At 39.8% G+C, this 25,817-nt stretch carries 16 protein-coding genes; 9 read left to right on the top strand and 7 right to left on the bottom strand.

Annotated elements, in window-relative coordinates; translation table 11 throughout:
• Positions 1-368 precede the first annotated feature (368 nt).
• The 3 genes from HGR01_RS40140 to HGR01_RS40130 form a co-directional block, all read right to left on the bottom strand.
• Positions 369-1,976: a helix-turn-helix domain-containing protein gene (locus HGR01_RS40140; protein WP_045874766.1), complete on the bottom strand. Its 1,608-nt coding sequence runs from the start codon at positions 1,974-1,976 to the stop codon at positions 369-371.
• A gap of 680 nt (positions 1,977-2,656) precedes the next feature.
• Entirely contained in the window at positions 2,657-2,908 is a 252-nt protein-coding gene (locus tag HGR01_RS40135) for an HU family DNA-binding protein (RefSeq protein WP_045874765.1), read from the bottom strand.
• A gap of 12 nt (positions 2,909-2,920) precedes the next feature.
• Positions 2,921-3,586 carry a hypothetical protein gene (locus tag HGR01_RS40130; RefSeq protein ID WP_045874764.1) on the bottom strand — a complete coding sequence of 222 codons (666 nt, stop codon included), beginning with the start codon at positions 3,584-3,586 and terminating at the stop codon, positions 2,921-2,923.
• Positions 3,587-3,794: 208 nt separating this feature from the next.
• Between HGR01_RS40130 and HGR01_RS40125 the strand changes: the two genes are divergently transcribed.
• Entirely contained in the window at positions 3,795-4,673 is an 879-nt protein-coding gene (locus HGR01_RS40125) for a hypothetical protein (protein WP_045874763.1), read from the top strand.
• 128 nt (positions 4,674-4,801) lie between these two features.
• Positions 4,802-5,023: a hypothetical protein gene (locus HGR01_RS40120; protein ID WP_052335476.1), complete on the top strand. Its 222-nt coding sequence runs from the start codon at positions 4,802-4,804 to the stop codon at positions 5,021-5,023.
• Positions 5,024-5,026: 3 nt separating this feature from the next.
• Here HGR01_RS40120 and HGR01_RS40115 read toward each other — a convergent pair whose 3' ends face one another.
• The 4 genes from HGR01_RS40115 to HGR01_RS40100 all read right to left on the bottom strand — a co-directional run bounded on the left by HGR01_RS40115 (position 5,027) and on the right by HGR01_RS40100 (position 8,061).
• A complete protein-coding gene (locus HGR01_RS40115) occupies positions 5,027-5,527 on the bottom strand; it encodes a hypothetical protein (RefSeq protein WP_045874762.1) in 501 nt (166 codons plus the stop codon).
• Between the two features lie 256 nt (positions 5,528-5,783).
• Complete coding sequence (locus HGR01_RS40110; protein ID WP_045868481.1) at positions 5,784-6,173, bottom strand: hypothetical protein; 390 nt, start codon at positions 6,171-6,173, stop codon at positions 5,784-5,786.
• 42 nt (positions 6,174-6,215) lie between these two features.
• Positions 6,216-7,508 (bottom strand): ISKra4 family transposase, encoded by a 1,293-nt coding sequence (locus HGR01_RS40105; protein WP_081583904.1) that lies wholly within the window; start codon positions 7,506-7,508, stop codon positions 6,216-6,218.
• A gap of 118 nt (positions 7,509-7,626) precedes the next feature.
• Positions 7,627-8,061, bottom strand: coding sequence for an Hsp20/alpha crystallin family protein (locus tag HGR01_RS40100; RefSeq protein ID WP_045874786.1), 435 nt, complete (start codon positions 8,059-8,061; stop codon positions 7,627-7,629).
• 322 nt (positions 8,062-8,383) lie between these two features.
• Between HGR01_RS40100 and HGR01_RS40095 the strand changes: the two genes are divergently transcribed.
• From HGR01_RS40095 to HGR01_RS40065, 7 genes are all read left to right on the top strand, one after another.
• Positions 8,384-12,610: a DEAD/DEAH box helicase gene (locus tag HGR01_RS40095; protein WP_194007795.1), complete on the top strand. Its 4,227-nt coding sequence runs from the start codon at positions 8,384-8,386 to the stop codon at positions 12,608-12,610.
• Between the two features lie 359 nt (positions 12,611-12,969).
• Positions 12,970-13,524: a hypothetical protein gene (locus HGR01_RS40090; RefSeq protein WP_045874785.1), complete on the top strand. Its 555-nt coding sequence runs from the start codon at positions 12,970-12,972 to the stop codon at positions 13,522-13,524.
• Positions 13,525-13,639: 115 nt separating this feature from the next.
• Entirely contained in the window at positions 13,640-14,602 is a 963-nt protein-coding gene (locus tag HGR01_RS40085; RefSeq protein WP_045874784.1) for a tyrosine-type recombinase/integrase, read from the top strand.
• Between the two features lie 109 nt (positions 14,603-14,711).
• On the top strand, positions 14,712-17,279 hold the full coding sequence (locus HGR01_RS40080) for a hypothetical protein (protein WP_045874783.1): 2,568 nt from the start codon (positions 14,712-14,714) through the stop codon (positions 17,277-17,279).
• A 98-nt stretch (positions 17,280-17,377) separates the two neighbouring features.
• The gene (locus HGR01_RS41875) at positions 17,378-18,256 is read left to right on the top strand and encodes a hypothetical protein (protein WP_228045430.1); all 879 of its coding nucleotides are present in this window, start codon (positions 17,378-17,380) and stop codon (positions 18,254-18,256) included.
• On the top strand, positions 18,253-19,182 hold the full coding sequence (locus HGR01_RS40070) for a hypothetical protein (protein ID WP_228045431.1): 930 nt from the start codon (positions 18,253-18,255) through the stop codon (positions 19,180-19,182). The genes HGR01_RS41875 and HGR01_RS40070 overlap by 4 nt, the downstream gene beginning before the upstream one ends.
• Positions 19,179-25,550, top strand: coding sequence for a DEAD/DEAH box helicase (locus HGR01_RS40065; protein WP_081584181.1), 6,372 nt, complete (start codon positions 19,179-19,181; stop codon positions 25,548-25,550). Before HGR01_RS40070 ends, HGR01_RS40065 begins: the two co-directional genes overlap by 4 nt.
• Positions 25,551-25,817 lie beyond the last annotated feature (267 nt).

The raw sequence follows: 25,817 nt of genomic DNA, 5'->3' as shown, positions 1-25,817 counted from the left end.
GCAAGTACCCAAAAAAGCACTTCTTTTGCGTGATTTACCCCCTCAGCAGACAGTCGTATAAGTACTATTGCAAGATCATGCCATATCCGCAAGAACAATGTTTGAAAACTGATCTATCTTCTCCGAAGAAAAAAACCCTTATTTAGCAAGGGTTATAGCGATAGTTCATCCGGGGATACTAGAGTTTTTATCCGGGGATACTAGAGTTTTTGTTCTAAAGCTCAAAGCTATACATGACAAGGCTTTGAAGCCAATTTTTTCAACTTTTTTCCCTAGAACTAAATTTTTTCTAGAACTAAACTAGAACAAAAACCTGCCGCTTGAAGTTGATAGTCGGCTGGTGGTCAAGACATTTTAAGCATTAATACCTAAATTTTGATATCTAAGAGGATACGGACAAAGGCGGCTTGTTGTAGGCTGAGGGGGCGATCGCCTCGTTCAACTAGTGAGATAAACTTTTGGGATACACCAAGAACGCTAGCCAGCTTTGTCTGTGGCCACCCTTTGGCAATACGCGCTTCCCTCACTTGGCTGCCAGTCAATTTAATGTCTTCTGGCGTTGTATCCTTCGCTTTAGGCTGTAATTGTTGTACCTTTGGCTTAACTTTGGATGCTATTAGTTCAGGAATAGGATGTGGGGGTTTGATGGTCAGCTTGGCATCCAGTAGTTTTTTAAAGTAGCCTTTAGGCTTTTTCTGCGTATATTCTGGTCTTAGCCATTCGGGGTATGTTTCTGGGTCAAACACAATTTGCCAGTCCAAATTAAGCAGATGCTTCAGAGCGTTATCCCAGCGCTGTTTTAGGTCGTAAGCTCTACGGAAGTCTGATAAAGCTTTATCTATTTCTGTTTTGGGCAATACAATTTCTAAAAGCTCTTCTACTTTATATTTTCCATCAAGGCGAACTCGACTATCCAATGTCAAATATATAGCCAACCTTAGCGTGAGTTCTTCATGATATGGGTCAATTTTTAAGACATTCTGGGCTAAGTAGCCAAACTGATATAAAGCTTCCCGCGATTCGGCTCCCGCTTTGTTTAAAAAGTATTTAGTCCAAGTACCAGGTTGAACAATTATTTGAACTTCATCAGGCTCTTCTATTTTTCCAGATGTATTTACCTGACCATATGGCACAATCGTGATGTTCCACATGCGACCAACAGGGGTACTAGCATTTATACCACCTTTTCTATTTCTCCCTTCTATCCATACTGTTTTAACTAATAAACAATCCAATGCAAATGCGGTTTTTGCTATTTCTAAAAGTTTTTGACATTTAGGTAAATCAGTTCGCTTATCCCAACCAATTTTTTCTATCAAATCACTGCCTTTTACAGTAAATAAGCTCTCCCAAGGTTTTTCCTGCTCCATTGTATAGGCAGCCAATATTAAATGCAGTTTGGCACTAGTAAACCCAAATTTATCGATAATCTGTTGGGCTTCATTCCAAGGAAGTAATGTTATATCACCAGGAGTACTAATATAATGCTCAATATAATTTTGGGGATTGCCTTTAGCTTTGTGTTGTGCAACTGCTATCCCTTCTTCATTTTTTTGCCACGACTCTTCTTTCTTGATTTGAGAGTTGATGCTTGAGAGCATAAGTGCTGCTGTAGGAATAGCCTCAAATGGCTGTGATTTAAATAATGAGTTTTGGTGGCTGTCTCTATAGCCTTGAAGATTGTTATTTACTATATTATAGGAATTTTGCAGATTATTTTCATCAATTTTATGTTTTCCTGAAACTATTGAAGAAATAGTTCTATGCAATACTTCATTAAAAATAGCTTCAAACAAGTCAGAATTATCTGTCGCCTCTGACGCTTCTGATGCAGATAATGTCTTTTCACATTGTAAATGTTGCGGTAATTTATCGCTTATAACTTGTCTAACATTATCTTGTATTTCCAGCAAAATAGAGGGACTTAGTTCATCTATATCATTAGGATTAACGGATTCAAAGCTATTTTGATTCATGAGATTATCATTTACAAAAAAGTGGCGAACATTTCTACCCGTTGTTTGAGCGATAGTTGGCGCAATCGGGCAAACAGGTAGATATCAGCTTCGATGCTGGTGTCAGATGCTTGGGGGCGGTAGTTCGGTTTTGCGTTCGCAAGGATGCGCCGGAGGCATTTTTCATAGCGACAACTCCTAGAAAATAATAAACCCAAGCATCTAATTGAGCTAGATGTTTTTATTTATTACCTAATATCAATTCTATGTGAGGCTGCGCTTTATTCACGTAGGGGTAATTCATGTAGCCGAAGGCTTCCCGTTCGCGCTAGCGTTGCGTAAAGCCTACGGCATAGCTACGCTTAGGGCGCAGCCTCTCGTAAAGAAGCAAAGGGTATTGCCCCAGAACCTATGTAGTTTTGGGTAAGTCCTATAGGCGCATCTTCACAAATAAATGGTATAACTTAAATCAAGTTCAAATTCTACTCAATTTATATACAAATTTTGTAGTAATTATACAAAGATGATTGTGAATTGAAAAATAATTAATAAGCCCTAGAGCAACAGTTGAGTTGAAAGTACATTTCCTTAGAGTTTGATTTGAGTGTCTCAAGAACTCAACTTAGTGCTTTCATTTAATTCCTTTTCGCAGCCGTTGCTTTTAGCTACGGTTTTGGCACGCTCAAAAAGCCTCGCTACCATTACCCCTTGTAAGTAGACGACCAGCCAAACAACTTACGCAACCGTTGAGAGGGATTAAATTTAAAAACCCAACTTCCTCGTTCTACTCTTATATAAAAAGTTCCAAAGTTCCGTAAGGAAACACTGTCTCCCTGTTTGAGGGATTCATAAATTTCTTCAAGCGTTGCATCAATGACTTCTTCCACAATGCCAGTTTCTTTGCACACTCGTTGGGACACACGGCGTACCAGTTCCTTCTTGTCGATAGACATCTTTACGTCAATTCACTCTTTAATTAAATTTGAGTCTTGATTCATTATCATTAATTTGGGAAACTTCTCTGCCAAATTTTGTCCAAAATAATAATGACACCAAAACTCAGCAATTTCCAGCAGCTTTGGAGCAGATTCAGGAATTAAACCCGAACCATATCGAGGCTCATAAGATTCTGTATATTCTCTAGCTAATTTATAAGCATAGTAGGGAAAATCCCGTTCAACAAAACAGCGAATAGCATAATCTAGTTTGAGCAGATAACCACTCTTGACAAAATGTACAGTAGTCCAATGAACATTGCGGAAATCATCTCCCTGCAACTCATCAATTTGCCTCAATAACTTCTGTAGAGATTGCTTTCCTTCATAAGTGGGAGTTTCTAGGTAGCGTTCCATCTCTGCAATGGCATCGGCAATTATGGTTTTGTGAATTTCCCATTCAGAGGGACTGAGATTACTGGGACAGGAATCATCTTCTGTTTGCCTTCGTACCACTTTTGCGAGGTAGAGAGCAAATTGTTCGGCTGCAACTTCATCCTGACAAAGGCTTTTGATGCTGGTTAATCGGGTGATAGGTAGCGCAAATATAATATTCTCGGTGCGGAGTTGTTTAGCCGCTTCAACCCACTTTTTAATTTTGGTGGCGATCGCTGCCTGGGTATTTTTCTGTTTCATGGGAATATATAAAACAATATAATTTATTCTCAAAAATCCTCAAAATTATATTCTAGATAATTATTGAGTACGATTATCACATCTCAAGACAATTACTAATAACACTGATTAGATATGACAGCATAATAACAAATTATAATTATTATAGTTGTAAAAACAGATAAAATATTATTAATTATTTCCAATCATTCCCAATAAATCAAATTGAATGACTCGATTTATTCATGACCAATTCGCCAAGGATTATCTGGAAGAATTACTAAAACCTTATGGAGAAGTACAAGCCCCCAGTCGTGTAGCAGGAGAAGTGCGAGAAATTGATGTTTTCTTTTCTCCAGCAGCACAACAAACTACCGATTTAGCAACATTAGGTTTATTAGGAAAGTTTGCGACTAATCCTGCTATCTTTGAGCCATTCCGCAATGCGGCATCTAAAGAAGAAATTTGTGATTGTCTGTTGAAATTATTAGAAGTTAGGGGTGCATTACAACGAGAAGCTAATAAAAATCAAACTCCCATTCAAGAATTAGAAATTCCCAAATTATGGATTCTCACCCCCACAGCATCCACGACGCTGTTGTCAGGATTTCGTGCAGTTCAAGGTGAAGATTGGTTGCCTGGAGTACATTTCATGGCAGACTATTTACGGACAGCCATTGTAGCCATCCATCAGTTACCACAAACCCTAGAAACACTATGGCTGAGAATCCTGGGTAGAGGAAGGGTACAAGAGCAGGCAATTAATGAGTTAAAAGCACTACCATCAAATCATCCATTCCAGAAAGCGACGCTAGAATTAGTTTACAACCTGCGCCAGAATTTGAGAGTAAATCAAAATTTAGAAGAAGATGATAGGGAGTTAATCATGCGGCTAGAACCACTTTACCAGCAAGACCGGGAACAAGCCAAACTGGAAGGAGAACGCCTTGTAGTGGAAAACTTATTACAAGTTCGTTTTGGTTCATTAGATAACAATCTTCAAGCAATTATTGAACCATTATTAGCCTTACCACCACAAGAGTTTACTCCATTACTCATGCAGTTGTCACGGGAGGAATTAATTGCTAGATTTGGCAGACAATCTTGATATTTTATTTATCAGTTATATCCCATTGTCAATTCATAATAAACCATATCGGGGATAATATCTCCGGCTTTTTATGCTATAAATTAAGGTAAATTAAACTCCAGCTACATGATGATAGGGAGTTAATTATGCGGCTAGAACCACTGTATCAACAAGACCGAGAACAAGCCAAACTGGAAGGAGAACGTCTTGTTGTCGAAAACTTATTACAAGTTCGCTTTGGTTCATTAGATAAAGAATTAAGCGCAATTATTGAATTATTATTAGCCTTACCACCACAAGAATTTACGCCATTACTCATGCAATTGTCACGGGAGGAATTGATTGCTAGATTTGGTGGACAATCTTGATATTTATTCGCCGAGATTTTCCAGAGCCGAGGCTTGGTGCATAATTTGCACTTTCAATGAATCTGCCGCAACTGCTGCTATAGTTTCCCAATCTTCTTGTGTCAGCATTACAAGAATTAGTTCGCGCAGCACCTGTCGGTTGGAAATAAACTCTTCGCCATAAAGTTCATCCCTCAGTAAAATAGCCTCGATGCGTTCTCGTACTTGAGGGGTGGGCATTCTCAACTTTTGGAGCAGGCGCTCCCGTGCTGTAGAAGTTGCAACAGAAGTCGCAGTTCCCAAATTCCAATCGTTGAGTAGCGATCGCACTTCCCGGTTAAGCGAAACCCGTAAAGTAGTTAGGCGAGTGAACAATCCGGGGTTGAGCATTAGTTGACCGATGGCAGAACCCCAGTCTAAACCAGCACCGATGTTACCTCCTACCGCATCCTCAGCTTCGATCCCCAAAAGCAACGATTCTTCATCAAACAGCAAATCCATCGGACTGGCAAATTGTTCGCTCATGAACTTATTCTGCTATTGCGTTATCTTGACCTCGAATTAGCCGAACTTCCAATCGCACTTTTTATTCCAACTAAAGCAATTTAACAAGTATTTATTAAAATAAAATACCTGGTTGATAAATTTCAACCAGGTTTAACATCATGTCACACTATTAGTGGGTGAACGAAAAAAGGTGTGGGGAAGAGCTTAGTTAGCGTACATCATACGCTAACTAAGCTCTGACTCATATAGATGTTAACTCTTATGAGAGTATGAATTATTTTTGAAATCTTGCCGCTTCTTCAACTAGGTCATTGAGTCCTAGTTCTAATGTATGAAGCACCTGGTTTAACGCTTCGATTTTTGTCCGATTTTTCATCATCTCAACTGCCTTTAAAAAAGCAGGACTACCTGCTTTACCAATATATTGATGACAACTTTTGCTACCATTTTTGGTAACAAAGATAGGTTCTCCTGATTGCCACTTGTAATACCAATAAGCGCCACCCTTACCTTTGGCGCGGTAACGAACAATCCAACAACTATTAGCAGCTACATCACTCTTAAGAAGAGTAGAGATTTCTTGGTTGATTTCTTCTCTTTTGGCTTGTAATTGTTCTATTCTATGTGCTAAATCTGAAAGATTCTGTTCTCTTGTTTTGACCACTATGTAAGTACTAACTTCAAAGGACAAGTTTTATCGTAAACTTTACGCTACCTGACTGTAATTGTAAGATTTGGATGACCAAAAATTTGACCATCGAGTTGAATTACTTAAATATGCTGCCCTTAATGCCATAACTCCTTCAGCTCCAAATAAAGACCAATGCATTCCCGCTTGTTTTAATCTTTGTGTAACCACACGCCGATTGGAGCTTTCAACCACTCCCGAACCAATCATTAAACCAGCTTTTAAATAAGAGTGATAATCAATCCGACTCTGATTATTAGTTAAATAACGCTCTAAATCGGTAATAGCTCCCTTTAAATCTTTCTTCTTTTTGGGGAATTGATGACAATTTTCAATTACTGTATTCCATTGTGATTTTTTTAGTAATTGTTGTTGAGTTTTTACCCAATCCAATTGATAGTCTTCGTTATTTGGATACGCTGCTTTCGCTACTGCCCACACATATTCCGAGAGATGAAAAAAGTCGAGAATTTCCACCGAACCTGGAAATTGTTCTGATGCCATCGACCAAATCCAATGTGCGCCATCACCAATTACTACGGTTTTTGTGGGTTTTGTACCTGCTACTTGATTATATAACTGGGATACTCTCTGAGTAAATTCTGGTCGAGATTTTAAAGTAGCTACATATTCCCGAGTACGTATAACACCTCTTTTTTTACCAACTTTTTGATGGTCTTTACTCCAGAAAATTACACCAACTTTTGCTTCTTTATATCCTTGTTTTTGATTCAAGGGAGTCATGACTCCATCAACTCCCACATATAATAAATCTGGTGGTTCCTGCTCTTGATTGGGAATTCCAAACTGTGAAGAAGTGTCTTGCTCACATCGAACCTGAAACTCTTGTGTTTGTAGTTGATTTCCTGTCTTTTCTACTTGATTAGCTAAGGTTTTTTGTGTCAAATCTAGTCTTGTCCATTTTTGAAACAAGGAGTGAGAATTTGGAAATTCACTACTAACTCCCAAGGCACAGGCTAATTCTAATACCATTGGTAGCCATTTATCTTTTGGTAGTCCTAACTCTTCATCAACTTTGACTTTAATACCATCTGTTGTCTCATAAGCTCTACGTACAACAACCATTTCACCTAATGGAGTGTAATATCTTTTTTCTCGTTTAGTTCTCGGATGTGAGTATTCGGCTTCTTTTTCTTCAATTAAGGCTTGGAATAAGCTTTGTTGCACAAAGTTCCCTAATTTTAGCCACATATTGTAAAATTCGCCCACAAATTCTTCTAAATGGTGACACTCCGGTAAGTCCTGGAGTGTGTCATTGATGTGAGACAGAATTGATTGGTGGTTGTTCATGGGAAGTTTGGTTTTATGGCATCTCAGATATGTTAGCGGAATTTGTCCGCTAACTCCTCTCCCACACTTTTTTTCGTTCACCCACTATTAGTTGAATATCTGTTGACTGATATCAACTCTATGCCGCAGCTTCTCCAAGGTTAATTTTGACGATTTTATTTTTTTCTTGCTCGGTTTTAGGTAGAGTCAAATTCAAAATACCGTCTTTATATTCTGCCTTGACGTTGGTATTTTGAATGCGAGCAGTCAGGGGAATTACTCGTTGGAACTTGCCGTAGTAAAATTCACTTCTTGTTTTACCATTATTGTCGGTTTTAGTTTCTTCTTTACGTTCGGCAACCACTTTCACTGCATTCTCGGCGACTTCGATATCTACATCCTTAGCCTCGATTCCAGGCAGTTCCAGCTTCAGGTGTATGGCTTCTTCGGTTTCGTGCAGTTCGGCTGCTATAGCTCTAGCCAAAGTGGGTGCTGGGAAATCTTCAAATAAGGAGTCGATTTGACGTTGCAGTGCGTTCAATTCTTGCCAGGGGTTGTAGCGTACTAATACCATAACTCTCTCCAATTTGTAATTTTTTATTTACTTACTTCAGGATTTATCATTGCTTTGATTATTAGAATATGGCGAAATACAATGACTGAAAATACGGTTAATCTCACTTATAAAATTCAGGATTACCGCACCTAAAATTTGACTAAATAAAAGGTAGTAACAATACGAATTATTGGGTACGGCTTTCCCGAAAATGTCTAGCTTAAAAAGTGGGGTGATGCAGGCAGCGTGAAGCGCGATCGCCTAAGAACAACTAGTACGTTATAGATGTAAAATACTCTAACGGTACGAAAATTTCTCATGATTGGATGTAACGCGCCCGATGATTACCATGAACGATTCTGAGGCTGATCACCAAGAACTACAAACCCAACTCGCCCAAGCGTACCGTCAGCTACCACCACTAGAAGAAAAGATTGTCCAACTGTTCTCGGTAATTTACGAACCGATCAACAGAACTTCGTTCTTGGAATGTTTCAATTACATCGGTGCGCGCGATAAAAATTATAAGTCTTTCACTAACCCTACATTAAAGCCCTATATCGATGGATTGCTAGCAGCAGGCTTGCTGGTTCAAGAACACGGTCAAGGGCCTCAATGCCATCCGTTATTGGTAGAGATTGCTACTCGTTCGGCAGTAAAAGCCGGCTGTTTTGAATACATGGTCAAAGCAGTGCATAACAAGTTAGGAGTAAAAGCTCGTTGGCAAGATGGGCCAGTGTATTTCCAAAGGGAAAGCCAATTTATCAGGGAAGTCCGCATTGGTCTTTACAGCCACAACCTGAGTTTCATTAACAAACAGATTGAAGATTACAACAGATACAATAACAGCAAAGACAAGATATCTATAGAAAATATCTTCGAGCAGATTTGCACTAACCCATTCGATGCCGATTGGTTTCGCACCCTGCCACCAGAATTGTATGACAACTGCATATCCATCATCCTCATCAACGCCGCGCTCTTATGTTCTCCTGCTGATGAAACCTTTACCTTACTGCAAGAAGAATGCGCTACAGGAGGCGAACATTCCTCAGATTACTTGCACCTGATTTTGACAGAACAACTACTACTGCGGGGTTGTATCCAAGAAGCACAACAGAGTTTGGAGTGCATATCTGAGGATTATCAAGCGGAAGCCGCAGTATACAAGGGTTGGTTGAATTTTTTACTCGGTGATAATCAGCAAGCGATCGCAGATTACACTGCTGGTCTCAAATCCCTCAAAAAAGCCACAGGCAAGCGTCAAGTGTATTTTAGCACTATGGGCGGCTTGTTTTTTATCTTGGCACTAATCAAAGATGGTTCGCGGGACAGTCTCCAAGAAGCACTCGATTACACCAGTCTGCTGGCACGTCAGTCAGACCATTGGCTGAGGTCGATTTATGCACAGTTGAAAATCTTGCTGCAAGTCCAATTAGGCGACATCGCTCAAAAAGAATTCATCATCAGCAACCGCATTCTATTCCCTGAAGAACACAACAGCCTAGAAACCCTGTTTTTCGCTCTGTGCCATTACTGGGTAGATGCCGACAGAGCCAAAAAACACTTACCCAGGTTGTTAGAGGAATTCTACCAGCAAGCCGTGGCATCTGGTTATCACTGGTTAGCAATGGAGAGTGCAGAACTCTTGTCCCGACTCAAACCGAATAGCAGCTATGAAACCCAAGCAGAAATACTACGTGAAGATATCGGTATAGACAGCATCGTTGACGTGATGCAGCCACAAGAACCTTGGGAGATGTGCTTAAACGCACTGGCAAATCTCCAGAAGGAACCGCCAGCACCAGTAAAAGCTCAGACAGAACTGCGCTTGGCATGGTTTATTACTTTCTACCCTAGCAAATGTATCTTGCAACCACGGGAGCAAAAAGTTAACGCCAAAGGTGAGTGGAGTAAAGGCCGTCCCATAGCCATCAAGCGTCTAAGCGGAAATTTGGGTGAGCTTGATTATCTTACATCTCAGGATCTGAGGGTATGCGGCTGCATTGAAACATTTACTTCATATGATTATGGATATCGTGGCAAAGTTGAGTATACCTTCAGCGCCAAGGCAATCTCTGCGTTAATTGGACACCCTTTGGTATTTTGGGAAGATGCACCCACCACCCGTGTGGAAATCGTCAAGGGAGAACCGGAACTAATTGTCAAAAAAGGAAAACGAGATCGCTTAACTTTAGAATTTTCTCCCAAACTAGAGCCATCACAGAATATCTTCACTATTAAAGAAACCCCAACCCGCATTAAGGTAATTGAAATTACTGCCGAACACCGACGCATCGCTGAGATTATCGGTAAGGAAAACCGACTCTTAGTTCCCGCCACTGCCGAAAAGCAAGTCTTAGCCGCCATCAATGCCGTCTCTGGCATCGTCACCGTGCATTCTGACATTGGTGGCGGACTAGAGGGAGCAGAAGAAGTACCAGCCCAGACTATACCCCACATTCACCTGTTACCTGCCAACGCTGGATTGAAAGTATCCCTACTGTCTCGCCCCTTTGCCCAAGGTGGCCCCTATTACCGCCCTGGTACGGGTGGTGAGACTGTAATTGCAGAGATAGAAGGTAAACGGCTGCAAACCAGACGTAATTTGCAGGAAGAAAAACAACTTGCCAATGCCGCAATCAATGCCTGTCCTACCTTAACTCAGGCTGAAGAACAAGATAGGGAATGGCTATTAGAAGACCCAGAAGACTGTTTGGAATTACTGCTAGAACTGCAAGCATTAGGGGATACTGTAGTACTGGAATGGCCGGAAGGAGAAAAACTGCGTGTCAAGCACCAAGCCGACTTGAAAGATTTCCAAATGTCCATTCAACGCCAGCAAGATTGGTTTGCAGCTACTGGCGAGTTGAAACTGGATAAAGACCTAGTGCTGGATATGCAGCAACTTTTAGAACTCTTGGATAAAACCCCCAGTCGTTTTATCCCCCTGGGAGATGGTCAATTCTTGGCTTTAACCCAAGCTTTTCGCAAACGCCTTGATGAATTGCGATCGTTTTCAGAAAAGCACAGTAAAGGTATCCGCTTTCATCCCTTAGCAACATTAGGCTTAGAGGATTTTGTTGATGAGGTGGGTAAGGTGAAAGCCGATAAACATTGGAAGGCACATATCCAGCGGTTGAAGGAAGTACAAAGCTTGCAACCGGAACTCCCTTCTACCTTCCAAGCAGAACTGCGCGACTACCAAATGGAAGGATTCAACTGGATGGCGCGGCTGGCACATTGGGGTGTGGGAGCCTGCTTGGCAGACCAAATGGGACTCGGTAAGACCGTGCAGGCATTGGCTGTTATCTTGATACGTGCCCATGAGGGGCCAACCCTAATTATTGCCCCAACTTCCGTGTGCATGAATTGGGTGAGTGAAGCCCAGAAGTTCGCTCCTACTCTTAATATTGTGCAATTTGGAGGCGCTAACCGCCAAAATCTACTATCTGCCTTACAACCCTTTGATATGCTGGTGTGCAGCTATGGTCTGTTGCAGCAGGAAGAAGTATCGCAAATGCTTTCCCAAGTACAGTGGCAAACAATTGTGCTGGATGAAGCCCAGGCAATCAAAAATATGACCACCAAACGTTCCCAGGCTGCAATGAATCTCAAAGGTAGTTTTAAACTAATTACCACTGGGACTCCGATTGAGAACCACCTTGGCGAATTGTGGAATTTGTTCCGCTTTATCAATCCTGGGCTACTAGGTTCCTTTGAAAGCTTCAATCAACGCTTTGCTATTCCGATTGAGAAATTTCAGGATAAACTTGTACGCAACAAACTCAAAAAACTCATTCAACCATTTCTGTTGCGTCGCCTGAAAAATCAAGTACTGGAAGAATTACCCTCTCGTACCGAAATTCTGTTGCACGTAGAGTTGAGTCGGGAGGAAATGGCGTTCTATGAAGCGTTGCGCCGTGAGGCAATATCCAAACTGACTGACAGTGATGCAACTGCTGGGCACAAACACCTGCAAGTGCTAGCAGAAATTATGAGACTGCGGCGGGCTTGCTGTAATCCCAGTCTCGTTATGCCTGATACTGAACTATCCAGCGCGAAACTGCAACTTTTTGCTGAGGTGCTGGGAGATTTACTGGAGAATCGTCATAAGGCCCTGGTGTTTAGTCAGTTTGTTGACCATTTACACATCATCCGCAATTATCTGGATAAGCAAGGTATTAATTATCAATATTTAGATGGCAGTACCCCCGCTCCAGAGCGCAAAAAACGGGTGGATGCTTTCCAGGCTGGGTCAGGTGATGTATTTTTGATTAGCCTGAAAGCGGGGGGTACAGGACTTAACCTTACTGCCGCAGATTACGTTATCCACATGGACCCTTGGTGGAATCCTGCCGTAGAAGACCAAGCCTCAGACCGCGCCCATCGCATTGGGCAACAACGCCCGGTGACTATCTATCGCTTAGTAGCAAAAGATACTATTGAAGATAAGATTGTGGATTTGCATCACCACAAGCGAGATTTAGCAGATAGCTTGCTCGAAGGTACTGATATTAGTGGCAAGATATCCACAGAGGCGTTACTGGAGTTGATTGGCGTATAACTGAGAGTTGGTTGTAGGAGAAGACAACAGATTATTCGATCAAGTGCGATGGGCTACGCCTCGCCGGAGGCGATCGCATGAAGGCATGGGCGCGAGAGTGCGTAGACGCGTTCGCTAGTGCGTCTCGTAAAGCCTACGGCATAGCTACGCTTAGGGCGCAGCCTCTCGTTCGCTGAAAGCGTCTCGTAGAGAAGACATCGCTTCTTCCCCCTTCAAACCCAAAATTGACCCGATCGCCTGACTAAGATATGTCGATATGTAACAATATTACAACAGTTGGATATGATTAATACTCAGTAAATTCCGGTGACACGCCATAACTTTTAAAATCAGCTTGTCGATATCGAAATTGATATCAAATGGCTGAACAAAAGTCCCCACCCAGCGAGATGATCCGCGTGCCTGTCCCACTAATTGGGATAGTTCGGCAACTATCCAAGCTACATCGGCAGGGGCATACAATTGCCTTGCTGCAAGCATTAGAGGAGTTAGTAGCAACATTTGATAGCAATATTGATATCGATTTAGCTGGCAGCAAACAAGTTTTACAATTGCAGGAGAAGTTGGAGGAATTGGAGTCCCATCTTGCTGATAGAGATAAGTCGGTGGAAACCAAGCTCGAAGCAATGACCAAAAAACTGGAGTTAATCGAACGGGCTATTTTATCAACTCGATACAACAGTCAACCTAAACAAAGAAGACAATCATACCCATACCAACAAACACAAGTTGAATTACAACCCAGGACAAACGAAAGTCTTGCCCCAAGACTTGGTGTTACCCCCCAAAGCTTGATTGCAGAAAGAGAAAAACTCAGTAGCAAAGAATTTCTTAGCTATACACGCAACCGCGATCCAATGAGCGTGGGTTGGGAATGGAATCCTTCGGACGGACTATACCACCCCCAACGGTAGAGAATATATCTACTCAATAATTATAAAGAAATGCAAACAAACACTTGACTTTAAGTATAAGCGATGGGTATTACGTGGGATGATTGTTTACTAGAAGCCTAGTTCTGATAAATTAATGCGTCCAGGGGTAGTCAAGACACTGGTTTTAACGGAGCCATTACCGCTGACTGCTCATCCAGCAGCGGTGTACTTGGATAGTCTTGCATCTGGGTCGAGACCAACTATGGAACAAGCCCTCAATGCGATCGCGGCTTTGTTGACTAACGACAAATGTGATTACATGACTCTCAACTGGGCATCGCTGCGTTATCAACATACTGCTGCTGTCAGGTCTGCTTTGATGAAAAAACACGCCCCGGCAACGGCAAATAAGATGTTGTGTGCTTTAAGGAGGGTACTCACTGAAGCGTTTAAGTTAGATTTGATGGCTGCAACTGACTACCAGAAAGCAGTAGATTTACCGTCTATAAAGGCAAAAAAAAGACTTAGGGGTAGGGCGCTAAAACTTGATGAAATTACAGCGCTAATGGGGATTTGTCAAGCTGACAAGTCGCCTGTGGGGGTAAGGGATGCGGCGTTAATTGCGATCCTGCGGTGTGGGTTGCGACGGGCTGAGGTAGTTGCCCTGCATTTGAAAGATGTAGATTTAGCTACCGGAGCGTTGGAGATTATTGGTAGTAAGAATGAAACTGACCGCACGGTGTATATGCCGGCCCGTGCTATTGCAGCGGTGGAAGAGTGGTTGAAACTCCGCACACGCAAACCGGGACCGCTACTATTACCCATCCGCAAGGGGGGAGAGTTGCAATGGCGAAGGATGACTCCCCAGGCAATATTAATGATTGTGCGAAAACGGGCGGAGTCGGCTGGGGTTGAGAGATTTAGTCCCCATGATTTTAGAAGGACGTTTTGTTCTGACTTGTTGGATGCGGGGGTTGATATCGTTACGGTGCAGAAATTAGCCGGACACGCTTCTCCTGTAACCACGGGGAAGTATGACCGACGGGGTGAGGAGACTAAGCGTAAAGCGATGGAGAAATTGGATATTGGTTATACGCAACCGCGCTCTCCAGACTGAAAGTATGAGCGTGGAATCATATACCCTTTAAAAATTTTAAGTAATAATTAAGACAGGCTATTTGCTTTCTGACGTAAAACCGTGGTTTTAGATAGGTGTCTCAGGTTACATGGCTAAGAACTGGTTAATTTTAGGTTTACTTAGCTTCAGTGTTGGCTTTGGTATAAGTCTGACGCTAGATAGGGATATTAAACGCGCAGCTATAACCGGACTGATTGCCTTACCTGCTACAGCCACAGGAGTTTTAGCTACAGAACAATGGCGCAAGCAGCAATTGAGTCATCAATTGTCATCTTTGCAACAAAATATTACAGAACTTGAGAAACAAACTGAGATTCTCAAGCTGGAAGAAGGTAATTTACAAAAAGCGATTTCTACTGCTACTGAAAATAAAAAACAGATAGAAGCGGCTCTCAGTTCTTTGCAAACAGAGCAGTATCAATTCCAGACTCAAGTTGCAGCACAACAAAACCAGAAACAAGAATTTGAGCAAATATTTACTACTCTTGAAAGTCAAAAACAGCAGTTAGAAACTGAATCTAATTTTTTACAAAGGCAACTTCAGGATTTAAGAAACCAAGAAACAGAACTTAATTCAGCAATAGCAAAAATTTCGGATGATCGACAAAATATACAAAGCCTTATTAAGTCTCATAGAGTCGCTCTGGATGAATTACAAAAACAAATAGCATTTCAAGAAAATTACCGTTACGAGCTTAGTTATAACCTCACAATTTTAGAACAGAATAAGCAGCAAATAGAAAATGAAATAGCTAAACTAAAAAACCAAATTCATCCTTTAAAGCAAGATTTAGCTGCACTGAATTCGGCCATTATAGTAGTAAAAAATAATTATGAAAAATTACAACATGATTTAAGTAATTTACAAACGGAGCTTCACCAATTACAACAGCAAATTTTCAATCAACAGCAGCGAAAAGACCAGTTAAGTCAAGAACTGGGCGTAATGGCTGCGGAAAAAGAGCGTCTTCAAGTAGAAATATCTCAGCTTCAAGATGCACGCAAACAAGCTGAAGAAAATAAGCAAGCTTCAATTAGGGATACTAAAAGTGAATTATCAACAAAATTACCTCTCAAGGTAAATGAAGCTACTTCTTCATACCAGGCATCAAATAAAAATTACCAAAAGCCAAGAGTAAGATTAGGCTCTAACTTCAGAAATTCTCAATATACTAAAAACATTTGGGAAGAGCAAATATTACCACACTGGGCACACCGCAATCGTCCAGTTGGACATAGATTTCTTGGTAGTATTCGTATTAAACGCCAAGCTAGTGAGCAAATACTTGATATTGTTGGTCAAAACTTGCAGCAGTTTGACAGAATTACATACGATTCACTGCAAAGTGAATTTTATGAATTAGAGCAAAACTGGCTCAAAATTTTGACTTGCGCTCTTTCTGAATATGCTTACTATTATTCCAATGAAAGATTTTGGCAAGGTTTCTGCGAACGCTTAGATATTAATCACAATCAGAGAGTGGAAATAGCTCTGCGTCGAATTGTAGATGAAGGAATCGATTTACTAGGTTTAATTAGGGCAAATGGTGGATATAAGTACATTTCAACATTATGGTTGCAAAGTGGCGTTCCAGAACAAAATCTGGGTCATTTTGCTCAATTAGTTCAAGAAATAGCTGATGAATATGGTTGGTGGCAAATAGCTCATACTCCTGCTGAGGATTTATCACAAGTATTATTGGATTTATGCCAAGAAAAACATCCGCAATGGGGGACGCTGGTTAATTTTCTTAAAGCCAGCTATGCTGAGGACAAAGAAACTGAACCAATTTCTGGACAACTACTTCAAGGTATTGCTCTAATTGCACAAGAATTAGAAAGGCAAAATGCTTCTCCTCAAGTGTTAGAGGATGATAATGAACGAGAGGAACTATTAGGTAATTATTATTTACCGCAAAATTTTTTCTTGCGAAACTGGAATGCTTTAATTCAGGTTTTAACGCCAAAACCAGGTTCAAGCCGCAGTCAAAATCTTATTACCAGGCGTATTAAACCTCTGTCAATGAGCTTAGATATTGCTGATACTTTAAACACACAATTACTATTACCTGAGCAAGCTTTGTGGAAGCCAGAATGGCGAAATTTACGAGGAACATATTGCCAGATTCCACAAGCCGATTGGGAGGATACAATTCCTACAAATGGAGATTTAATAATTCCAGAACTAGTAATTGAAGTTAATCAAGCATTGGACAAATGGAATTGTCAACTGCTAGACCACAACAATAAGGAGTTGATGGAATGGCAATATCACGGTATTAACAGTAATTTGCCATGTTTGTTATTTAATGCTGTTACGGGAGAGCATTTACCTTTACAAAATCAAAATCCCGTAATTATTGGTTTAGAAGAAATAATTTTCTTCACTCCTAATGATATTCAGCCAGAATTTGCTGACGGGATTGAGGTTTTAGATAGCTATATTCCGTCTAGCATTAGAGGATGGCGAGGTCGTCTAATTAGGTTAACAAAACCAGAATCTTCAATTTTGTTAACCATAGCAAATAGCCAATCACAGATTATTAATTGGAAATTATTAACGGATGATGAACCAATCTTAACTGGATTACGGTTTTATACAATGATAATGAAAAGATACCTTACCAATTACAAGCTAATGCATCAGGAGTTTTAGAAATTCGTTTAGCTTCATTATATGATTTACTACCTGAGTCTAATTGGTATGCCCTAGATTATCAGCGTTTGGGCTACGAATCACAGCGACTTATTGAGATGCAAACTGTAGTACAAAATATCAGTTGGACTGGGACAAAAGACGCAATTAATATATTTGGGTTATTACCTGACAAATTTTACTCTTTATTCTGTTGGAACTTACTTTTACCTGACAGTAAGCCAGTAGAAATTCAAGTACCCTTGCTTCAAAAAGGTTCAAATAAGATTGAGGTTCCTCTCAATTTATCAACCGGAATCTACCATATTCAACTAATTTGGGGACAGCAGTTACCAGAAAACCTTGGTTGGTGGTGTGGCAGTAGTAGATATGACTTGCCCCAAGCTACAGAAGAAGATGAAGTTAGAGAAAATTACTGCTATACAATTTTGGGTAATAGTGAGTCAAAAGAGGCATTAATAGCTGCGGTTAGACAACTAAATTTGGATTTTGATATCAAACAACTGCAAGCTGGCATTTCTAGTTTAGAAAGTCATCAATATTATTTTCCTGAGTGGTTAGATGCACATTCTTTACTCGACAAACTCAAAGGTCTGTTGGACTTTTTAAGTCCAGAATCTGTGCCAAAAGAAAATAATCTTATTATGCCAATTATGCCAACTGCTGATTCCGACAAATTTCCAACTCCAATTGTCAAGACGGTTGAGCATGGTAATTGGTATTTAGTAACTGTTCGTTCCAAGAAACGTGAAGTTTTTTTGAAATATCTGGAATTATCAATCAAACAAAATCAATTGCAAGATTTAATTTTGAAAATAGAGATTCCACAAGATTCAGTTTACGAAGATTTAGTTTTACTAAACATCAGTAATTTCAAGACTGCATCCACCCATCTGCAAAAAATTGAAAATTTTCAAAGTATTGAACGCAAACCATTGAATCCAGAACAGGTTACTAGAATGCTGGGAGTAAGATGATGTGGTTTGAACAAATTACATTGCTGCTAAGTAACCATAGAAATTCCAGCAATCCTGCTGTAGCAACGACGTTAACTAAACATCAAATTATCTCTCTACTGCGTTCAACTTTAGAGCCTAATCAGTCACAAGAGCAATTACAAACTGAAATTCAAGAAGCATTGAGAGAATTACAAGCAGAAGGTGAAATTTATGCAGGAGTACGAAATAGCTATTGTATAGCACCACCAACGGTATTGGCTTTAAATCGAGATAACTTGACAGGGTTACGATTTAGGGGCGATCGTGCATATCTTTCTTTAGCACATCAAGTGTTAAAAACTGAGCAAAATAACGATGAGCTATCAATCCGTCCAAAAGTACATGGCTTTAATCAAATAAGAAACCGCCTTAATCAAGTAGAAATTCGCTTCTTGATTGTTGCTGATAGTGTTGAGTATTTACCTAGACCTTGCCAACCTTCTAAGGGAATTTTACGTTCTCCGTGGCAAGAAAACCCATTTTTGATTAATGATAAGAAAGGTAAAGACATTATTTCTCAATATGTACCTCGTCGTGATACTCCACAGAAAAATCGTTGGCTGACTGTAAATTACCAGCAATTACAAGATAAAACATTACTACAGCTTTCTACTGGTGAATATCTCTGGTTTCAGGAGCGAACTTTTTATGAGTTAGAACCAGATACAGCAATACTGGCAATGTTTTACCAAGATAGCCAAACAGGATTTCCTTTAAAAATTCAGTGGGATAAACCGCAGGGTAAATTAAATCTCCAAGGTACAGTTTTACCAAGTGCTTATGCTCAATTACTTTGGCGATTATCCAAACCCGATAACGAGAGTTATAGAAATCGGTTAATTCAATCAATTAATCACCCCATTGTAGAAACTATTTTTCAAAACTTAGGATGTCTTTTAGTATGATGAAAAACAGTAACTATCTCGACCCGATTGCAGCAGTTGAGCAACCTCGTCAAGATTTTATTCGTTACTTGCTGACAGCCTATCCGCTACGCGATCCTCATCTACGCTACGCTTTAAAATATCAACTAGAACAGCGAGGAAATATTTGGCAGGAGCCATATTTAGAAGGCTCCCAACCCTATCAACCGGGAAAAAGTGTTGCACAGTTGGTAAATCAGGGTGTTTTGCATCCTCAAATGGCTAGCTTATTTACACCTAGCAATCGTCCGCTTTACGAACATCAAGAAAAAGCAGTTAAAGCAGTTATACAAAAACAACAAAATATCGTTGTCGCTACAGGTACAGGTTCAGGAAAAACAGAATGTTTCCTGTTACCAATGTTAGATACGCTACTCAAGGAAGAAGATAATTTATTAATTCATGGGGTACGAGCTTTAATTTTATATCCCATGAATGCTTTAGTTAATGACCAAGTTAAACGTTTGCGTAAGTTACTTTGTCGTCAAGATGAAATTAGAATTAAATTTGGATTTTATACCAGTCGAACTGAAACGAAAAAAGAAAAAGCTATCGAAGCTTTAGCAGCAGAATTTTCTGCTTATGAATCTAAGGAACTTAAAGAGTTATTTGCTGAAAATGAACTTAGAGAGTTATTCACCGAAGAGGAACTAGGAAATTTAGACAGTATTCGTGAAAGATTAGTTGAAGAAGCACTGCATAAAACACAACAAATTCAATGCCTTTCCCGCGAGGAAATCTGGAATGAGCCGCCACACATCTTAATTACAAACTACTCCATGCTGGAGCATATGTTAATTCGTCCTGTCGAGCGAAATAAAATTTTCGCTGCTTCAGCATCAACTTTCAAAATGTTAATTGTGGATGAAGCTCATACTTATAATGGCTCTACTGGTAGCGAAGTTTCTATGCTTCTTGAGCGCTTGAAAGTTGCAGTAGGTATTAAGAAGCCAGGACATATCCGCTGCATTGCAACTAGTGCTAGCTTAGGGGATGCTTCAGTTGATAACCAAGTATTGGAATTTGCAGAAAAATTTTTCGGTGAATCTTTTGCAGAGGTAATTAGAGGTAGTCGCCGCGATGCTGTAGATAGATTAGGCGAACCTTATACATTACCAGAAAATTTTACTGGTGAAGATATTTTAGGATATTTAAGTATTTTAGAATTACCTAACTTTGATGATGATTTAAATAAATGGCTAGACCAGCTTCGTGGGATTGTACCAGAAGAACAATTACAAATAGCAACTTCCCAAGCTAATGGAGATGTTCACAAATTTCTCTGGTTTGCACTGAAGCAACATCCAATAGTACATCGCTTAATTAATATTCTTAGCCGCAAGCCTCAACCTTGGGAACAAATTACACAATCAGCAGAACTTTGGGGAGTAAATTTACCCATCAATCCAGATGGAACTATTAATGATACTGATGCCAAAATCGCTTTTGCTCGTTTGCTGCAATTAGGTACTTTAGCGCGAGAAAATCCTGAATATTTACCTTTACTGCCAGTTAGACTCCATCTTCTGTTTCGGAGTTTAGAAGGAATTTATGCTTGTATAAATCATGAATGCTCTAGTGCACTCTCTGACCCAAATTATCCAGAAAAAACACTTAAATACGGTCGTCTTTACCTCAACGAAAAGATGACTTGTGATGATTGTGGCTCTCCTGTATTAGAGTTAGCTAGTTGTTATCAATGCGGTGAAGCTTATTCTTTATTGCAGTGGGATAGTAAATCAAATAAAATACAACCTCCTCCCAAAAGCCTGCAATTTTTAAGAGATAACCCTAATATTTATACCGTCACTCCTAACACGATAGAGAACGTTACAGAAGAAGAGGAAGATGGCGAAGAGGAACAAGAAAATACAGATAAATTACCAGCTACTTTTCTAATTAGCCAGCGTCATGGCTGGATTGGTACTCCTTCCTCTGAACCTTTTACTCCACAAGTTAAGGTCAAGAAGAAAAGCGAATTTCGTCTAGCATGGTATCGTCAAAAAAATAATAATAGTAATCAAAAAGATGATAATCTAGAAGGCTCTTATTTACAACAATGTGCTGCTTGTGGAGCAAAACCATTACGCTCTGAAGCTATAAGGTTATTTATAGCTTATACTGACGCTCCTTTAGTGGCGATGATTGATAGCCTTTTTGAATTGTTGCCAGAGGCAGAAAAAGTACGAGAAGATGCCTCCAAACGCAAACTTTTAAGTTTCTCTGATGGGCGACAGGATGCTGCATTTTTTGGCTCCGACTATCAACGAAACCACACAGAAATCCTATATAGACAATTTGTTTGGCAAGCATTTCAAGATGTCAAAAATCATCAAGGAATCACATCTGTAAATCAACTTATTAATCGCTTAAAAGAAATATTCTTGGAAACTTCTATCCCTCATCCAGATAGAAAATCTGAGTATAATTATCTCAGCTACAGACCTGACGATCCAAACGAAGAAAAACTCAAAAATAGATTTGACTGCGAACCAATGGCACTGGCTCGTGCTAAAGAGTTATTGCTTTGGGAATTTGCAATTCGTTTTTCGCGACGTACATCATTAGAAGCATTAGCATTATTGGCTTGTCATATTCAAATAGAAGATGAACGTTTAATTAACTCTGTAGCAGAAAGATTTAGCATTTCTTCTCTAGAAGCTCAAATATTTCTCACTGTTTTTACTGACATTATTCGTCGTAATGGCATCGTTAGTATTGAAAGAGCATCTCAATATTTTCCAGAAATTGGAGGGGTTCCGGGTGCTAGAGACTCGATGTTAGACTCTCAAGGACGTTCACAAAATTATTTATTTTTGGAAAAACCGCCTGGAGAATCTAAAAAATACAAAGACTCTCTTACTATCTTGCCAAAATTTAAGAAAACAGGGGAAAAAAGTAAAGGGCAAAACCGCTTAGGCTGGTACTATTCAATTATATTTAGTGAACAATTACCTACACAGGAAGATTTTACTTGGCTGTATGAAATATTAAAATCATCCGGCATACTTGTTCAATCTCAAAAAGGATATCAACTCAACTGGAATCTGCTCAATTTAACAGAAACACAGCAAGACTGGTATAAATGTAATTGTTGCCAACAAATTATCCACGTCCCAGGTTTATCACAATTAGATAAATCTCAAGCTACTCTTAATTTGTTTGGATGTCCAACATTCAAATGTCCTGGTACACTCCAAGCGTATACTTGCGAGAAAATTGCACAGGCAACAAACGAGAATTATCAACAGTATCGTATCAAAAATAATCTACCCTTACCACTGCGATCGCAAGAGCATACCGCGCAATTAGGAGTTGGCGAACTCGAAAAACGTGAAAACCGTTTTCGTCGCGGTCAAATTAATATGCTCAGTTGCTCGACAACTTTGGAAATGGGGGTGGATATTGGCGAACTACAAGCTGTAGTTTTGCGAAACTTTCCACCTTACGTCAGCAACTACCAACAACGCGCAGGACGCGCTGGAAGACGGACGGATGGAGTTGCTATTACTTTAATGTACGGTCAACGTCGCCCCCACGACCGCTTTTATTTTGAACAACCTGAACAATTAATTGCGGGTAATAATCAAATCCCAAAACTGGATGCTGGTAATTTACAAATTCAACAGCGTCATATTCGCGCTGAGTTATTAGCTGAGTTTTTAAAAAATAAAGAAAAAGGAGCAGAGCAAGTAACAATTGCCGAATTCTTTAGTTTACCACTAGAAGATTTTTGTGCTGCTCTTAATTTCACGCCACCAGCAAATGCAACGGTTTGCGAACTACAGGAGTGGTTACATAGCGATGCTGCTAATTCTATTGCTCAATCATGGATAAATCGACTTAAAATTTCAGGTAGTGTAATTGAGATACTTAATCAATTTATTGAAGCTATCTCCATTTTTCAGAGAGAACAGTTAGCAGATTGGAATAATTTAGTTCCGTTACTGATAGCTATTCGAGAAGATATTAATACAGAAAAAGACCGCACAAAACGTAAGGGATTAGAAAAGCGTCGTGACGGCATTGAAGCAGAATTAGAAAAAATATCCAAACGCCGATTGCATGATGAATTAGTACAAGCAAGCGTATTACCTATTTATGGGTTCCCAATAGATGTAGTTCGCTTACTTACTGGGGAAAGTAATGAATATAAATCATCACAAGGAAGACACAGACTTGAGCGCGATCGTCGTCTTGCGTTGGGTGAATATGCTCCCGGTCAAGATATTGTAGTCGATGACAGAGTATATGAAAGTGTTGCTATTCTTAGACCCAATGATTTAGAACAAAAATATTATTGGGTTTGCAAAAATTGTAATAATTTTAAAGCTTCAAATCAAGAAGAACCTGTAGACGAATGTTCTGTATGTGGTTGGATACCTAACCCTCCTTCTGCTGCTAAAATGAAACCTTATAAAGTACCGAAAGCATTTACTACAGATTGGACAACTGAACCAAGAGTCACACCTCATACTAAACCACTACGCCAACCAACATCACAGGTATTTTTAGCCAAGGATGGAGAAAATCCAGAAGCTTATAAATCTGATTTCTACAAATTAATTGTGAGCCAAGGCGGTACATTTTTCTTAGCAAATCAAGGAATTTTGGGGAAAGGTAGAGGCTTTACTAAAGAAGGGTTTGCTATCTGTCAAAGTTGCGGTAGGGACTTGAGCGAGTTAGTACAAAAACAACGTGCCACCAACAGCACAAAAAAACGCGGTACAAAACAGACTACAAACTCGAAATTATCATTACCTGCTCATAAACATCCAATTACAGGTAGAGATTGTTCAGGAAGTGGATTCCCACCTATTCATTTAGGTCATGAATTTCGTAGTGATTTACTAAAAATTCAATTTGAATCTGAAACAAAGCCGATACTACTATTTGGTGGAGTCATTAACTATGGTGATGATATAACAGTTTCTTCTATGTCTGAAAATTCCAGCCAAGGTACTGATGGTATGGGATTTTGGCGCTCATTAACATATGCACTATTGGCTGCTGCGGCTCAAGTAATTGATGTACCTCGCACTGAATTAGACGGTTTATTTAGACCCTTACAAAACAGACTTGCAGAGATAATTATTTATGACAATGTTCCTGGAGGTGCAGGTTATAGCAAACGTATTGCTGAGCGCTTTGCTGATGTCTTAAAAAAAGCTTGGGAACTTGCTACATCTTGTAGTTGTGACATCAGTTGTTACGATTGTCTCAGAACTTACTCCAATCAGCCATTTCATGCAGAATTAAACCGTCATGAAGTAGCAAAATTCCTGAAAGATTTAGTTGTTAAACCAGACCCAGAACTACAAAATTTTGCTCCTGATGCTAGCAAAGTTAAAGTATCTCAAATAGCAGAACGTCTGCCAGCAATTTGTCGAATGGCTGCGGGAGTAACTATTATTTACTTGCCAAGCCTAGTGGATACGTTTAATTTAAATAACGGTTCGCCACTACTTTGGTTAAAGCTATTAACAGACGCAGTTTACTCTGTAAGGCAACGTAGTGATGTAGCATTGGAATTAATTTTAAATCAATTACCAGAAGTAAATCGGGCTGTCACCGAATCAGAAAGGAGAAATTTACAAGTATTGCGAAAACGCTTGCAACAATGGATAGACCAAGATTTGCTACGAATTTACCAAACTACTAATAATGTATTGCCAATTTTATGTTTTAATTCTCAACAACAAAATCGAATCGCCTTACAACTAAATCAATCCAAAGATAACGGAAAGTGGGAGTGGTTTCAGACTAGAAGTTTAGAGGGAGTAGATACTGTTTTTAAATCTCTACAAAACTTGCGCTCTCAAGCTAGACTTGTCAAAGCCAGCGACTTGGAAGACCCTGATAATTTAGTTATCTTTCCAGAGAAAAACTGGGGTACTTTAACATTGTCACAATTACAACAAAAATTAGAATTGAATCGTGTTTTTTCAGGTAGCACAATAAGTAAAATTGTATATCAAGACCGCTACCTAAATGGTCAAGGGGCAACATTATTAGTTAACCTTTTGCAAGGTTATAATTTTGATACCAATTCCTCGGTGACGATTAGAGTTTTACAAAATTCGCAAGTAGAGTCAGCACGAGAGAGAAAAGCTGACTTGGAAGCAGCACTCGATGAACTGGAAAAAATAGGAGTTTCGACAAAGGTTAATGTTCAACCAATGCATCAACGCTCCTATTTTCCTCATGCACGAGAACTAGAAGTGCAACGACAAGACGGACAAAGATACAAAATTATTTTTGATAAAGGAATGGACTTTGTAGAGCAAAAAACAGGGGGCGTATATTGTGTTACAGAACCTACATATGTTGTTATCAGTAGGTGTGGGTAAGCGTATAGGCTATTTGGTAAGTTGAGCGTGGCACTTGACAGTTTATTTTTGGCATAAATTATGGATAAAACGCTTATCTGGTTGTGCTTGTTGTTGCCACAACTGCTTGAATTGTTGGCAAAAGTCATCTATATCACAAAATAAGTCATGTCTAATTGAGACTCAAAATCCACCATGACTGATTAGTGTTAGCGAACGCGAGTGCGTGCGCCTGTGGCGTTTAGCTTCTCCACAGGAGGCTCGCTTACTTCATGATTGAACCCTCAA

Origin of the sequence: Tolypothrix sp. PCC 7712 (assembly GCF_025860405.1) — a bacterium.
Taxonomy (GTDB): domain Bacteria; phylum Cyanobacteriota; class Cyanobacteriia; order Cyanobacteriales; family Nostocaceae; genus Aulosira; species Aulosira diplosiphon.
Note: the sequence above shows the minus strand (reverse complement) of the source record. Positions and strands in the feature narration are given on the sequence as shown.